Source organism: Grimontia sp. NTOU-MAR1, assembly GCF_035758505.1.
GTDB classification, from domain to species: domain Bacteria; phylum Pseudomonadota; class Gammaproteobacteria; order Enterobacterales; family Vibrionaceae; genus Enterovibrio; species Enterovibrio marinus.
On record NZ_CP142109.1, the window covers coordinates 1,565,541 to 1,579,961 of the forward strand.

The following is a 14,421-nucleotide window of genomic DNA, read 5'->3' on the forward strand; positions in this document are numbered from 1 at the left end:
GCATTACTTTAAGGAAGACATTATTTAGGGAATGTTAACTTTACAACATATCTTCTTTTTAACACTAAAAATAAAAAGAAGTTTAATGCTTGTATTAAAAAATAAAAATAAAAAAGGACAGATAATATCTAGCCCTTTTAATTTCAATATTGTTAAGCCGCTTCAGAAAAATGCTTACCCAATAACGCATGATAAAAGTCATTGTCAGATAAGGCACCAATAACCTTATTATTTTCCGTTAATATCAACGGTAGCCCTGTCTGATAACGAATTTCGAGTGCATTGCGCATTGAAATTTCTGCATCCGCCATCACAATAACATCTCTAGGGAGAGAACAGGCTTCTGTTATGCCATCCCATGTGAGAATCGGTATTGTTGTTTCACCCCGATAGGCTGCTATCAAAGTATTCTGGCTGTCAAACAGTAGCCTACTTTGCTCCATCTCGTTGAGCATGACCATGTTATCTCGTCGCCCGAGATCACCAATGGCTGTCATTAAGGAACGACCACGAAGCACATTTAATGGATTGGTGTGAGCTACAAAGTCCTCGACATACTGGGTCTCTGGACGAAGTACAATGTCTTCCGGTTTGCCGTGCTGGATGATTTTCCCCGACTCCATGATAGCAATGTTGTTGCCAATCTTTAGGGCTTCATCCAAATCATGGCTGACAAACAGAATGGTTTTGTTGAGTTTACGCTGAAGCTCCAACAACTCGTCCTGGAGTTGGTTTCGGATCAAGGGATCGAGTGCTGAGAATGGTTCATCCATTAGCAGGATGTCGCTATCCATACAGAATGCACGCGCTAAGCCAACCCGTTGCTGCATACCGCCAGAAAGCTCGTGCGGTAGTTTGTTATGCCACTCACTCAAGCCAACCATTTCCAGTTTCTCCATCGCGCGTTTACGACGCTCGGCCTTACCCATACCCTGCAATTCCAGCCCAAAGGCAACGTTGTCAACCACAGGGAGCCAGGGCATCAATGCAAACTTCTGGAACACCATGGACACACGGTGGGAACGTAGGTCGCGAAGCTTGTTAGCATCGATACCATTAAGCTCTACCATCTCTTCGCCATCGCACACTTTCAGCGAGCCACGGGTCACTGGGTTTAAACCGTTCACTGCACGCAACAAGCTTGACTTACCCGAGCCAGAAAGCCCCATCAATACGCAGATTTCACCCTGTTCTACTGAAATGGTGGCATTACTGACGCCAACTACATTGCCAGTTTCTTCCTGAATCTCCTGACGGGATTTCCCTTCATCCAGCATGGCAATGCTGCGCTCAAGACCGTGACCGAAAATCACATCGAGGTTTTCAATCGATACTGCTTTCATGATTAACCCTCTTTTCCTTGGGAAGCCGGCGCTTTACAGAGACGGTCGAGAATAATAGCGACCAATACAATCGCGAGTCCTGCCTCAAAGCCTTGTGAAATGTTTACTGTATTCAATGCTCTAATGACTGGCTTACCTAAGCCGTCTGCGCCTACCAGCGCCGCAATGACCACCATTGAAAGTGACAGCATGATGCATTGGGTAATGCCGGCCATGATATTTGGCATGGCAGCTGGCAGCTCTACTTTGAACAACAACTTACTTGGCGTAGCGCCAAACGCTTTACCCGCTTCAATCAGCTCTTCCGGCACACTCCGGATACCGAGATAAGTCAGGCGGATAGGGGCTGCAATCGCAAAAATAATGGTGGATATCAGACCAGGCACGACACCCAGCCCAAACAGCACCAATGTAGGGATCAGGTAAACGAACGTCGGTATGGTCTGCATCAGATCCAGAATTGGACGCATAAAAGTATACAGCCAAGGTCGATGTGCAGCGAGAATACCGAGTGGTACACCAAGTAAAACCGATAACATCGTAGCAGTAAGTACCAGCACGAAGGTTTCAATCATCTCCGTCCAGTAGCCTAAATTTAAAATCAGCAGAAGCGCTGCTACAACAAAAATCACTAGCGAAACACGTCGATGCAGCAGCCAAGCGATACCTGCGGTTAGAGCAATCGGTACATATGGCGGGAACCACTGCATCACATCGACGAGGGACAGAATCAGCCATTCAAGCGAGATAGAAAGCGCGTCAAAAAAGCCCGCTGCATTGTAAGTCAACCAATCAACAACGTTTTCCATGTAGCTGCCAAGAGGAATTTTATTATCTGTAATCCAGTTCATTTGTGCTCCAAAATCCATGTTGGTGTGCTGGGCTGAGAAATAGCCCAGCACCTGCTTTCGCGGTTACTGCTTTCGAAATGCAGTTGGGTTTACTGGATATTGAGGTGAGCCTTCACCGCAGGCAGTGCATCTTTGCCATCTTGCGTTTTCACGCCGTCCAACCACGCAGTAAGCACTTCCGGGTTACCTTGCAGCCACTCTTTCGCAGCCACTTCCGGCTTCTCACCATCATTCAGAATGCCATTCATGATTTCGTTTTCCATTGGCAAAGTGAATTTCAGATTGGTCAGCAGTTTGCCCACATTCGGACACTCTGTGGTGTAATTTTTACGTACGTTTGTGTAAACATTCGCGCCGCCATAGTTGGGGCCGAAGTAGTCGTCACCACCGTCCAGATACTCCAGCTCGAAATTGCTGTTCATTGGATGCGGTGCCCAACCCAGGAATACAATCCATTGGTCGCGGCGCACAGCACGTTTAACCTGAGAGAGCATGCCCGCTTCACTTGATTCAACCAGTTCGAATTCTTTCAGACCGAACGCATTAGCATCAATCATGTCCTGAATAAGACGGTTGCCGTCGTTACCTGGCTCGATACCGTAAATACGGCCTTTGAGGTTGTCTTCATACTTTGCGATATCTGCAAAGTTTTTCACGCCACCTTCAAATGCATATTTTGGTACCGCCAAAGTGTATTTTGCGCCTTCCAGATTCATTCCAATGGTTTCTACGGTGCCCGCTTCACGGTATTTCGCGATGTCGCCTTCCATGGTTGGCATCCAGTTACCGAGGAATACGTCAATATCGCCATTTGCCAGCGAGGTATAGGTAACAGGTACAGACAGCAACTGGATGTCGGTGTTGTATCCCATACCTTGCAGTACAAGCGTGGTAGCAGCCGTGGTGGCGGTGATGTCCGTCCAGCCCACATCAGAGAAGCGAACTGTTTCACACTGGTTTGCCATTACTGGCATGGCAGTAAGGCCTGCCGCCAGTGTGATGCTCAAACCTGCCAGTCGCTTGGTCTGTTTATTTTCCATGGTTACTTCCTCTTCCTTTCTTTTTGGCTAAGGGCGCAACGACTTGCTGCGCCCTTCCGTTTTTTTACTTGGGTGGTGCTTGATAATGCTTTTATCCTGATGTCTCTTAAGGATTCATAGCTTCGGGTTCAGGCGCTGCTGAGTTTCCCAGTTCGGGTCGACCCACACGGATACTTCCGTGGGAGCTTCCATCGCCTTACCCAGAATCATGTCAGCAGCACGTTCAGCAACCATGATGGTTGGGCCATTCAGGTTACCGTTAGGAATCGTCGGAAATACTGACGAATCCACCACGCGAAGATTGGCAATACCGCGAACACGGAGTTGATTGTCTAGCACTGCCATCTCGTCGCTGTCTGCGCCCATTTTGCAGGTGCAGGATGGGTGATAAGCGCTTTCCACATTTGCCTTCACCCATGCATCGATTTCTTCGTCGGATTCAACCTTCACACCCGGCTGGATTTCCCCATCACGGTACGGAGACATCGCTTCCTGTGCGAGAATTTCACGCGTCAGACGAATGCAGTCGCGCCAGTCCTGTTTGTCCTGCTCAGTGCTGATGTAGTTAAAGATGATTTCCGGTTTGTCATTGGTGTCGGCACTTTTAATGTGCACATGACCACGGCTTTCCGGTTTGTTTGGTCCAACATGAACCTGGAATCCATGCCCTTCCACCGCAGACTTTCCGTCATAACGGATTGCTGCTGGCAAGAAGTGATATTGAATGTTTGGCCATTTAATGCCCGCACGGCTTCGGATAAATGCACAGGATTCAAAGTGATTGGTCGCTCCGAGACCGTCTTTGAACAAAATCCAGCGTGTACCGATCAGACCTTTACTAATAAGACCCAGCTTGCCATTCAGGGTGATTGGCTGTTTACAGAAATACTGGAAATAGACTTCCAAATGATCCTGAAGGTTTTCACCTACACCTGGCAGGTCATGCTTTACTTCCACGCCTGCATTTTCCAGCACAGATCTGGGGCCTACACCCGACACTTGAAGCAATTGTGGAGAACCCACCGAGCCCGCAGCACTGATCACTTCTTTGCGTGCTTTCATCTCGAACGACTGCTCGCCTTTTCCATAGGCAATACCGGTCGCGGCATTGTTTTCAATCAGGATTTGTTTAACCGTCACACCTTTAATCAGTGTCAGGTTGTCACGCTTTAACGCGCGGCGAAGATAGGCATTTGAAGTAGAGGCACGCACACCACCATCGACGGTCATGTGCATGGGTCCAAAGCCTTCCTGCTGATAACCGTTGTAATCTTCTGTGACTGGATAACCAGCCTGCTCACCCGCATCAATAAACGCGCGATACAGCGGGTTAAGCGCCATATCGTTACCGTTGCAGGTGCCAACAGGGCCGTTACCGCCACGATATTCATCTTCGCCACCAACCCAGGTTTCAGCGCGTTTGAAGTAAGGCAGACAGTTTTGGTAGTTCCAGCCTGCCGCGCCGTTGGCTTCCCATTCATCGTAATCACAAGCGTGGCCTCGAACGTAAACCATGCCATTGATCGATGAACTTCCACCTAAAACCTTGCCGCGGGGACAATGCAGTTTCCTGCCATCCAGTCCTTCTTCCACTTCCGTTTCAAACTGCCATGCGTACTTTTCAGTGTTCATTGGATACGACAGTGCGGTCGGCATCTGAATGAAAATGCTTCTATCAGTACCACCTGCTTCAAGGATCAGCACCTGATGTTCACCTGACGCACTCAGGCGATCTGCCAGTACACAACCCGCCGACCCAGCACCAACGATGATGTAATCAAATTCTTTGTTAGACATTCCAGCCCCGATCTCTTATGCGTAAGGACTGTCTACATCGCCCAATTCGACGTAAACACTCTTGGTTTGTGTGTAGCTGCTTAGGGTCTGGATGCCATTCTCACGACCAATCCCGGATTGCTTATAACCGCCGACAGGCATTTCCGCAGGGGATGCTCCCCAGTTGTTTATCCAACAAATGCCCGCCTGAAGCTTGGCAATCACGCGGTGGGCGCGGGAGAAGTTGGTCGTAAACACGCCTGCTGCAAGGCCATAATAGGTGTCATTGGCACGGGAGATCACTTCCTGCTCATCGCTAAATCTCAGCACTGACATAACAGGACCGAAGATTTCATTTTGAACATGTGGCATGTCATCCGCGCAGTTCGCAAACACGGTAGGTGCAACGAAGTTTCCTTTTGCCAATTCACCTTCCGCCACTTGGTAACCGCCGCATAACAGCGTCGCACCACTTGCCTTTCCTTTCTCGATAAAGCCGAGCACTTTAGAAAGATGATCTTTGGAGATCAGGGCGCCAATTTGGGTTTCTGGGTCGTTAGGGTCGCCCACCACCAGTTGTTCCGTACGAGCTTTGAGTTTCTCAAGGAAAGTGTCATAGATATCGTCATGTACAAAAACGCGCGTGCCATGCGTACACACCTCACCTTGGGTGTAGAAATTCGCAATCATCGCGCCAGATACTGCGTTATCAATATCAGCATCTTCGAAAACGATCAGTGGCGACTTACCACCCAATTCCATCGTGACAGGCTTAAGCGTACCAGCCGCATCCGCCATGACTGTTTTACCTGTGCCACACTCGCCAGTGAAAGACACTTTGACGATGTTGTCGTGGCGCGACAACATCTGACCTACACGGTAGTCACCTTGAACAACGTTAAATACGCCGTCCGGCATGCCCGCTTCGGTAAAAATTTCTGCCAGTTTTAATGCAGTTAACGGTGTTTCTTCTGACGGCTTAAACACCATGGCATTGCCTGCGGCAAGTGCAGGGCCAGCTTTCCACATCGCAATTTGAATTGGGTAGTTCCAGGCACCGATGCCTGCACAAACACCCAGAGGTTCTTTGCGCGTATAGAAGAACTGGTTTTCGCTCAAGCTTTGCTGCTCGCCCTGAATTGCTACAGCAAGACCCGCGTAGTATTCGATGACATCCGCGCCAGTGACTACATCCACATACTGGGCTTCTTGCATTGGCTTACCCGTATCCAGCACTTCCAGCGCTGCCAGTTCGTCATTGCGCTCACGTAGAATCGCTACGGCTTTGTTCAGAATGCTGCGACGCTCTGCTGCACTCATTGATGACCAAACCTTGAAGCCTTCCCAAGCAGAGGTGACTGCAATGTCGACATCCGTCTGACTGGCCTGTTGAACCTCAGCCAGTGTCTCGCCAGTCGCTGGGTTAGATGTGGTAAAGGTTTCTCCGGAAGTCGCATTAACATACTTTCCGTGAATATATAACTGCTTAATATCCATTACTTTTTGCCTTTTGATATGGATTCAAATGCTTTCAGCTGAAGCTTGAGATAATCTTCGACTGTCGCCATTGCCGCGTGCGGATCAATGCCCTCTGGTGCAAGTGCACCACGAAGCCAAATCCCGTCTATCAATGCTGCAATACCTTGGGCAACAAAGTCTGCACGTTCTGTCGGCATCAACTTTTTTAACTCAATGCGAAGGTGGGATAGCAGGCGTTTTTCATTGACGCGCTGTAACCTGAAAAGCGCAGGCTGGTGCATAGCATGAGACCAAAACGCCAGCCAGGTTTTGGTGACTTTGCTGTTGACCTGATTCGGATCGAAGTTTCCTTCAACAATCGCCAGAATCCGGCCATATGCATCGTCTGGGGAGGTAATGTTCAAACGGATTTGGACGCCATTGGACAGCTCACGAAGTACTGAGCGCATGGTCTCTTCCAGAAGACCATCTTTCCCGCCAAAGTAGTGATTGATAATGCCTGCTGATACACCGGCTTTGCGACTGATCAGCGAAACACTTGCTCCTGCCAGACCCACTTCATCAATGACTGCCATCGTTGCAGCAATAAGCTGCGGGCGGCGAATCGCTGGCATTCCTACTTTTGGCATTCATTCCTCCGTGCGTACTCAAACCAATCAACATACCGATTAAAATGTAGCGGAAATGTTTCTTGATTGAACGTTCAATTAAAAATAGAGTCACAAATAAGACATTAGTTGTCAAAGAGATATTTAATATGTAAACCTGGAAAATAGTTATCCGATAAATTTTACATTCTAAGAATCAGAGAGTTAGGGAGAGTGATAGGCAAAGAACCGAAACGTCTGACTGGTCAATATTTAGCACACTAAACGTTTAATACAGTCAGCAGCCCGACAAGCAATCTCACAATGAGAGCACCGCGCCATGAGAAGTTAGTTAGCTCTGAGAGATCGATGGGTGATGCCGCCAACTGATGGAAGCGAAAAACAAGAGATTAATTACTTGGGTACAAATTTTGAAAATGTGTTTAAAAAAGGGGCTTGAGCCCCTTTTAGATTTACGCCAGAAGCACTGGGTTTATGTTTAGTTTCCCCAGAATGTGTCTTCTGAAGCCTGATCTGCTGAGTAAAGCCAAGCTTCAACAATCTTTCCATCCTCGATAGTCAGCATATCGACACCGACCATACGCATTGATTGGTCTCCACGAGCTGCAGAAAACTCGACGATCACAGCGACATTGTTTTTATTGCCACCAACAACGTTAAAGGTTTCAATTTTAAAAGAGCCTTGTGACACTTCCATCATGCCACCAATCATGCCAAAAACTGCTTGAGCACCTTCGTGCTTTCCTGAAAAGCGATTGTTGCCTGGTTGGTACCAAACCACATTTGGTGCTACCAGCGCACCCAGTGTTTCCAGATCGCCCGTTTGTACTGCCTGAAAATAAGTTTTGGCCACTTCCATATTCTTACTTACATTACCTACGCTCATTTCGATGTCCTCTTTGATTTTAAACTCGCGACTTGCGCGCCATTTGTTTACGTAAAAATCTTATGAGGTAAATCCAGGTCAAAAAACCGTATAAACTAAACACACTGTTTACTATTTGGATTCAATGTGAACCTTACGCATTTAGAAACTTTTAAAACCGTGGCGGAGTTGAGCAGCTTTTCAAAAGCAGCGGATGTTCTGGGAGTATCGAAGGGACTGGTCTCTCGGCACATTCGTGCATTAGAGAGTGAACTGGCATGTAGACTGTTCTTCAGGACGACTCGTTCAGTGGTACTGACAGAACCAGGAAAGGAACTCTTTGGCGCCGCGCAACAAATCGACGCGATCTCGCATAAAGCGGCACAAAGCATCAACATGCTGACTCAAGATGGTTATGGCTATATCCGGTTTACTGCACCAGATGCGTTAGGCCCAATTATTGCCGAAACAGCACTTCCCGCATTTTCCAAAGGGAACCCCAACATACACATAGAACTGGATTTCACTACCGACATCAAAGATGTTGAATTTGGAGAATCGGACGTGGCGCTAAGATCTCAAAAAGCCCTCCCTGACAACTTGGTCGCGAGAGATATCGGCGCTTTGAAAGACATACTGGTTTGCTCACCGTCACTATTTGAGAAGCATGAAATTCGCTCTTCGAGTGACCTACTGACAGCGCCTTGCCTCAAAAGCTCGTTTGATACTTCCTGGAATAATTGGACCTTACACTCAGGTGATGGACAAAGCATCCAACTTACCGCCAAGGGGCAATATTCCAGCTCGAGCTATGAAGGGCTCATAGCGCTAGCGGCGGGCGGATTAGGGGTCGCCTGTATTCCTCTTGCCTTGGTTGAAAAAAACCTCTCGGATGGCAGCCTAATACGCGTTTTACCGGATTGGTTTGCGAGTCAGCACCAATTGCATCTTGTCTATACCCATCAGCGTTTCTATCCCAAAAAGCTCAGGGAGTTTATTGATGCTGTAGTAGCGTGGAGAAACGCCAACAGTATCTGGTTCATTACATAATCACGACTGTATCATTTCCGAAGAATAACCCTCTTCCTTCCTGCTCTATGCTGAAACGAGTTGAACAAAGGAAGCAAGCGATGGCCGAGCTAACAGAAGGAGGGCGGGCAAGTGCAGCAGCACGTAACCCCCAATCAGGAGTGATGCGTCGATTTCTCGCCAGCCATCAAAGCTCGCTTCCTATTCTTTTCCTTGCTGTATTTGTCGGCTTGTTGGCTGGCCTTTTGTGTACATTCTTCGACATCGCCATTGAGTGGGTCATCGCGCAGCGTAATGAATGGTCAAAAGCCCATGGCGAAATGTCGCTAATCACCATAGTGACAGTTGTGCTCAGTAGTGCCTTGCTCTCAGCGTGCGGCTTCTTTTTGGTAAAGAAAGTCGCTCCGGAAGCAGCTGGTTCTGGGATCCCTGAAATAGAGGGCGCACTTGATGGACTTCGTCCTGTTCGTTGGTGGCGGGTGATTCCAGTGAAGTTCTTTGGTGGTATTGGGGCAATCGGAGCAGGACTGGTTCTGGGGCGTGAAGGACCTTCGGTACAAATGGGCTCCAGTGTCGGCAGAATGATCACTGATATATTTCGGCTGAATGATGATGAAAGTCGCCACACCTTAGTGGCTTCAGGGGCTGCCGCGGGTTTAGCCGCAGCCTTTAACGCACCACTCGCGGGAATTATGTTTGTCGTCGAAGAGATGCGCCCTCAGTTCCGCTACAACCTGATTTCGATTAAGTCCGTCATGATTGCCGCGATTGTCGCGACCATTACCTACCGATATTTTCAGGGTCAGGGTGCAATGATCCCCTTACCAGCACATACTGATGTGCCATTAGAAGCCCTAGGGCTTTTCTTGATTCTGGGGCTCATGTTTGGCGGTTTTGGCGTGCTGTTCAACCGAATGGTGGTTTGGAGTATGGACAGTTTCGAGCGCCTGCACCGAGATGAGACGAAGCGGTTTATCGGCATTGGCGGAGCGCTCGGCGCCATATTTGGTGTGATGATCATTTTTCTGCCTCGATTAACTGGCGCAGGTGAAAGCCTGATCACAGATGCCGTTGGCGGGTCGTTTACGCTTTCTATGCTTTTAATACTATTCATGGCCCGAACAGTCACCACCCTCGCGTGTTTTTGTTCCGGCGCACCCGGCGGTATTTTTGCCCCCATGCTTGCGCTGGGAACGCTGTTCGGTACATGTTTTGGCGCCGTATGTATGTTGGTGTTTCCCGATTTCGACATCACTATCGGGATGTTTGCTGTTGCAGGAATGGGCGCACTGTTTGCCGCTACCGTTCGCGCGCCCATCACCGGAATACTTTTAGTGATCGAGCTCACCCATAATTATGAGCTTATCCTCCCTCTTTTGATTACGTCTCTCGGTGCAACCATGACGGCGCAAGCCATGGGAGGAAAACCGCTCTACAGTCAGCTATTACAACGTACCCTGAGTAAGCAAAAAGCAGCTGAATGCGCTGAAACTGAAAATACCTCGACATAAAAAAACCGCTTCGAAGAGCGGTTTTTTAGGGGGGAAACAGCCAATTTTACGCCGTCTTGACTTGGCGGTCGCTGTAAGGGCTTTTTAGGTCAGTCAGGACTTTTGCACCATACATGCCACGGTAGAACACCCAAAGGTAAGTCACACCTGCAGTCAACATTCCAATGCCGAATGGGATCAGCAGAAGGTTCATCATCGCCAGCGGTAACGCAATCCAAAAGGTTCGAATAATCCAACGGAAGTGATCGACATACATGTCTTCACCAGCATCAATCGCCTCTTTTCGTTTAAAGTAAGCAAAAACGGCACCTGCAATGCTGAAAATACCAAATGTCAGCAAGCCACTGAGCAGCAGCATGTAAGCAATCATGGCTGAAGATTTAAACTTTGAAGGCTTTGTATCTGTTGTCATTATATTTGTACTTATTTTTACGTGAGCGTGAAAAAAACGCATGTTAATTCATTGAAATGACCCAAATCAACACATTAATAAACATTCAAACAAACCCCGTTACAAACACAGAAACCACCCATAAATCATGCAAATATGACCAAGCCAATCCCATTCATAGTGCAAATGTTATTTTCTATTCATTTTGCGATATAAAGCGGTCTTTTAAGCACTTGGCTTGTTCCGGTAACGCTTCTGAATAATCAAGGCCATATAGCCCACCACCAACAAATTCATTACCAGTGCTAAATATGCCAAGGTCTTCCCAGTGGTAAACACCTCGTAAACTTCGAAAGGTAAATAAATCGCACCACTGGCGAGGGCAAACCACTCTGTCCAACCAAAAGCCCGCCACAATCCATAGGCTTCGATAAAGCGCACAATGGCATAAAGTAACGTCCCTAACGCAAATATGGTCAGATTCCTGTCATCAACGCTAGTCAGCGCTTTGTGAATCACACTTGGGATTTCCCCTGCGGGATTGAGCCGCAAGTGGCGCAGCATCTGTTCGCATAACGCTTGAATTTCCATACCTCCCAGTTCATGCAGTGCAAGACCGACAATCAATGCCAATAAGCCTTTACCTGCTTCCAACATGGCAATAGCTCGCAAACCTTTGGGTTGGTGACTTTGTATCGTTTGATGGTTCACATTCCGGCACTCTCAACAACAGCTTATTAAGCGTGGGCAGAATGACGATGAGACAGAGTCACAGGCACAAGAAAAAGGGCTCTTAAAGAGCCCTTTGGGAGAAGAATGTCGGTTAAATCGAATAAATGAAGTAAAGCTGCGCTTTCATTCGGATGATGATGCCGCGAATCACATCCAGGAAGCTCATAAACCCGATAGGTTTTTCCCCAGAGACCCAAGCCAAACCTACTGCGCCAACAGGAACATCATAGCCTTCCGGCTCTTCCAGTTTCAGCCTGACAAAGTGATGTTTGTTGGCAAGGTTTGAGCCCGTTGTCATGCGTACATTGTCGTCAGTGGCAATCAGGCGAGCCTGAGATTCACCCGTCGCTTCTACAATACCTTCCACTTCGGCTTTGAAGATCTTACCGGGATAAACCGGGCTCGCGAATTCAGCATACTGCCCTACTTTCACATTACGGATAGCCTGATGATTCACTCGCATCAGCACATATTTTTCGTCTGTGTACATATGAATGCGAGGGACCATGCCTACATACTGACCTTCACGCATTATGTAGTTAGTCACATAACCATCTGCCGGCGCGCGTACTCGGGTTTGTTCAAGGTTCCATTCGGCCTGCGCAGTATTCTCTTTTGCACTTTCCAGCTCAGCTTCTTTAGTCGCAACTGCCAGCACTGACTTCTCTTTCATCAAACGTGCTTGTTCAACCCCGATCTCCGCCTTTTGTATTTGCTTTTCGAGCGTCGCGATTTGCGCTTCAGCAAGTTGGACTTTATTGCGTTGCTCATCCATCACAGATTCCGTCACAGTATTAGGCGCACGCTTGTTTTGAGTGATGTAACGGTTTAGTTGGCTCGCCTTCCATTTAGCATCTTCTTTTGCTGCTGCCATCTGGCTTTCAAGCACATTGAGATCAGCTTTCGTTGCTTCATATTGCTGTTCATTCAAAGAGACATCCTGGATCGCCACTTCGAGTACCACGTTTGCGGCATGCTCGGCAACAGCAGCACGATTAAGAGCGATTTCGTAAGGTTCAGCATCAAGCGTGTAAACAAGCTGACCCTCTTCAACGCGCTGGTTCGGGCTCACATAAATTTGATCGACATTGCCGCGAATTTGATTTGAACCAGGACGTAATTGAATATGCGGAGACTGCACCACTGAACCACCCGTTAAATCCATCGGCGTAAAGTTCAACAAGCCAATCCAAACGAAAATCAGCCAAGAACCACCACCGATATACGCAAATGCCTTGCTATAAACATTCCACGGCATGCCAACCAAACGAAGTAGGTAGATAAAGAGGGCCCATACGGCTAAACCTTCAAGCATGATTTTCCTCCTTTTCGCTAACTGTCTTTGTGGTGATTTCGGTTTCATTGATTGGCGCACTCGGCTCACGCCAGATGTCCCGAATCTTTCTCAGTGCTTTCTCTCCATCCACAAAGGCGAGAATGACGGCAACTACCCACACCCAATGCCAGAGAAAACCAATCCATGTCAGTGCAGATATCAGTCCCATTTGATGATGCTGCTTTTTTCGGGCCTTGCTTAAAGGCAATTCATGAACTTTCCAAAAACCAAAAGCGATTGCGCCAACCGACCCTAAAAGTACAACTAGCGCGACCACATGAAGGACAGTATCCGTGGTGGTATCTACAAAAGGTGTTGCCAACAGGCTCATTCAAATACTCCGACATTCATTCAATGCGTGAATGCTCACACAGGAAGATTAGCGGCACCTTGATATGGATTGATTACGTTAATTTTCCGTATATATTGAGACCTTCTATCCACAATAAAGTGATATACATGTTCGACATCTCATTTATCCGTATCGCCTATATCCGCCCTCTGATCAGTGGAGCATGTTCGAAATATCACTTAACACCTGAACAACTGGGTATTCCAACCTCTTTGTATAGCGATGAAATGGCACTCGTCCCCCATGCGGCAGTGAATGCTTGGCTGAAGGAAATCGCTGACCTTTCTGGAAATCCCTCATACCCGCTCGAGATTACCGACTCTCTGACGATTTCTTCGATTGATTTGAAAGCAAACTGGTTTATGTCTGCACCGGATTTGGCCGTGACATTCAGGCGCATTAACTATGGTTTAAGCTGCTTCCACTCAGGCGCTCACTACGTGGGAAGGCAATCAGGAAAGTTGTTGAAGTGGTGTTATGACAACGACTACTCAGGAACGGCGGCAGGTATCGACTCACTGCGCGTCGCCATTATGATGACTTCCGTACTTCGACATTTTACCCATGAAGGATTTGCTCCGCTGGCCGTCAGGCTCAAAGGGGCGGATATCGATATCAACGCCGCAAGCGAATGGTTTGGATGTGAAGTGAAGACAGGTTGTGCCATGACGGAAGTCTGGTTCGATAACAAATTGCTACTTTTGGAACATGCCGTGCCGCGCGACCATAACAAAGCAACACTGATTTCTTTGTTTGATTTGGATGAACTGGTCAATATGCCGCAACGCGATGACCCCACCAAAGCGCTGTATGAAGTCGTGAACTTCACCCGTCATTACGGCATGCCCTCTTTGGAAACGGTCGCATCAACACTGGGTCTGTCCACGCAGCAATTGCAGCGGCGATTACATCGATTGGGTTTCAGTTTCTCGTCCATGCGGGGTTATGTGCTGAATAACATTGCGGCGAGGTACATGTTAAAGGGCTATGCCCCGGATGAGGTTGCCCGTCTACTTGGGTACAGCAACCCACAAAGCTTCACCAAAGCCTTCCAACGCGTCCGTGGGTGTACGCCGAAAGAGTACATGCGACGCATGGAACACTGATC

Annotated in this window: 14 protein-coding genes; 3 read left to right on the forward strand and 11 right to left on the reverse strand. The window is 48.0% G+C overall.

What is annotated here, in order from left to right:
* Positions 1 to 152: 152 nt before the first annotated feature.
* From choV to VP504_RS25230, 7 genes are all read right to left on the reverse strand, one after another.
* Positions 153 to 1,343, reverse strand: coding sequence for a choline ABC transporter ATP-binding protein (choV, locus tag VP504_RS25200; RefSeq protein WP_325894743.1), 1,191 nt, complete (start codon positions 1,341 to 1,343; stop codon positions 153 to 155).
* A gap of 2 nt (positions 1,344 to 1,345) precedes the next feature.
* A complete protein-coding gene (gene choW, locus VP504_RS25205) occupies positions 1,346 to 2,194 on the reverse strand; it encodes a choline ABC transporter permease subunit (protein ID WP_325894744.1) in 849 nt (282 codons plus the stop codon).
* Positions 2,195 to 2,283: 89 nt separating this feature from the next.
* Positions 2,284 to 3,234, reverse strand: coding sequence for a choline ABC transporter substrate-binding protein (locus VP504_RS25210; protein WP_325894745.1), 951 nt, complete (start codon positions 3,232 to 3,234; stop codon positions 2,284 to 2,286).
* A gap of 114 nt (positions 3,235 to 3,348) precedes the next feature.
* Complete coding sequence (betA, locus tag VP504_RS25215) at positions 3,349 to 5,031, reverse strand: choline dehydrogenase (RefSeq protein WP_325894746.1); 1,683 nt, start codon at positions 5,029 to 5,031, stop codon at positions 3,349 to 3,351.
* Positions 5,032 to 5,046: 15 nt separating this feature from the next.
* The gene (gene betB / locus VP504_RS25220) at positions 5,047 to 6,507 is read right to left on the reverse strand and encodes a betaine-aldehyde dehydrogenase (RefSeq protein WP_325894747.1); all 1,461 of its coding nucleotides are present in this window, start codon (positions 6,505 to 6,507) and stop codon (positions 5,047 to 5,049) included.
* On the reverse strand, positions 6,507 to 7,118 hold the full coding sequence (betI, locus tag VP504_RS25225) for a transcriptional regulator BetI (RefSeq protein ID WP_325894748.1): 612 nt from the start codon (positions 7,116 to 7,118) through the stop codon (positions 6,507 to 6,509). The genes betB and betI overlap by 1 nt, the downstream gene beginning before the upstream one ends.
* Before the next feature lie 457 nt (positions 7,119 to 7,575).
* A complete protein-coding gene (locus VP504_RS25230) occupies positions 7,576 to 7,983 on the reverse strand; it encodes a nuclear transport factor 2 family protein (RefSeq protein WP_062714601.1) in 408 nt (135 codons plus the stop codon).
* Positions 7,984 to 8,109: 126 nt separating this feature from the next.
* Here VP504_RS25230 and VP504_RS25235 point away from each other — a divergent pair, with 126 nt between their 5' ends.
* Both VP504_RS25235 and clcA read left to right on the forward strand, forming a co-directional pair.
* Positions 8,110 to 9,012, forward strand: a complete 903-nt coding sequence (locus VP504_RS25235; protein ID WP_325894749.1) for a LysR family transcriptional regulator — start codon at positions 8,110 to 8,112, stop codon at positions 9,010 to 9,012.
* A gap of 80 nt (positions 9,013 to 9,092) precedes the next feature.
* Entirely contained in the window at positions 9,093 to 10,502 is a 1,410-nt protein-coding gene (gene clcA, locus VP504_RS25240; protein WP_325894750.1) for a H(+)/Cl(-) exchange transporter ClcA, read from the forward strand.
* A gap of 46 nt (positions 10,503 to 10,548) precedes the next feature.
* Here clcA and VP504_RS25245 read toward each other — a convergent pair whose 3' ends face one another.
* From VP504_RS25245 to VP504_RS25260, 4 genes are all read right to left on the reverse strand, one after another.
* Positions 10,549 to 10,914, reverse strand: a complete 366-nt coding sequence (locus tag VP504_RS25245) for a DUF4870 family protein (RefSeq protein ID WP_325894751.1) — start codon at positions 10,912 to 10,914, stop codon at positions 10,549 to 10,551.
* A 204-nt stretch (positions 10,915 to 11,118) separates the two neighbouring features.
* Complete coding sequence (locus VP504_RS25250) at positions 11,119 to 11,604, reverse strand: DUF2127 domain-containing protein (protein WP_325894752.1); 486 nt, start codon at positions 11,602 to 11,604, stop codon at positions 11,119 to 11,121.
* Positions 11,605 to 11,716: 112 nt separating this feature from the next.
* Positions 11,717 to 12,940: an HlyD family secretion protein gene (locus VP504_RS25255; RefSeq protein WP_325894753.1), complete on the reverse strand. Its 1,224-nt coding sequence runs from the start codon at positions 12,938 to 12,940 to the stop codon at positions 11,717 to 11,719.
* Positions 12,933 to 13,292, reverse strand: a complete 360-nt coding sequence (locus tag VP504_RS25260; RefSeq protein WP_325894754.1) for an MFS transporter — start codon at positions 13,290 to 13,292, stop codon at positions 12,933 to 12,935. The genes VP504_RS25255 and VP504_RS25260 overlap by 8 nt, the downstream gene beginning before the upstream one ends.
* A 128-nt stretch (positions 13,293 to 13,420) precedes the next feature.
* Here VP504_RS25260 and VP504_RS25265 point away from each other — a divergent pair, with 128 nt between their 5' ends.
* A complete protein-coding gene (locus VP504_RS25265) occupies positions 13,421 to 14,419 on the forward strand; it encodes an AraC family transcriptional regulator (RefSeq protein WP_325894755.1) in 999 nt (332 codons plus the stop codon).
* Positions 14,420 to 14,421 lie beyond the last annotated feature (2 nt).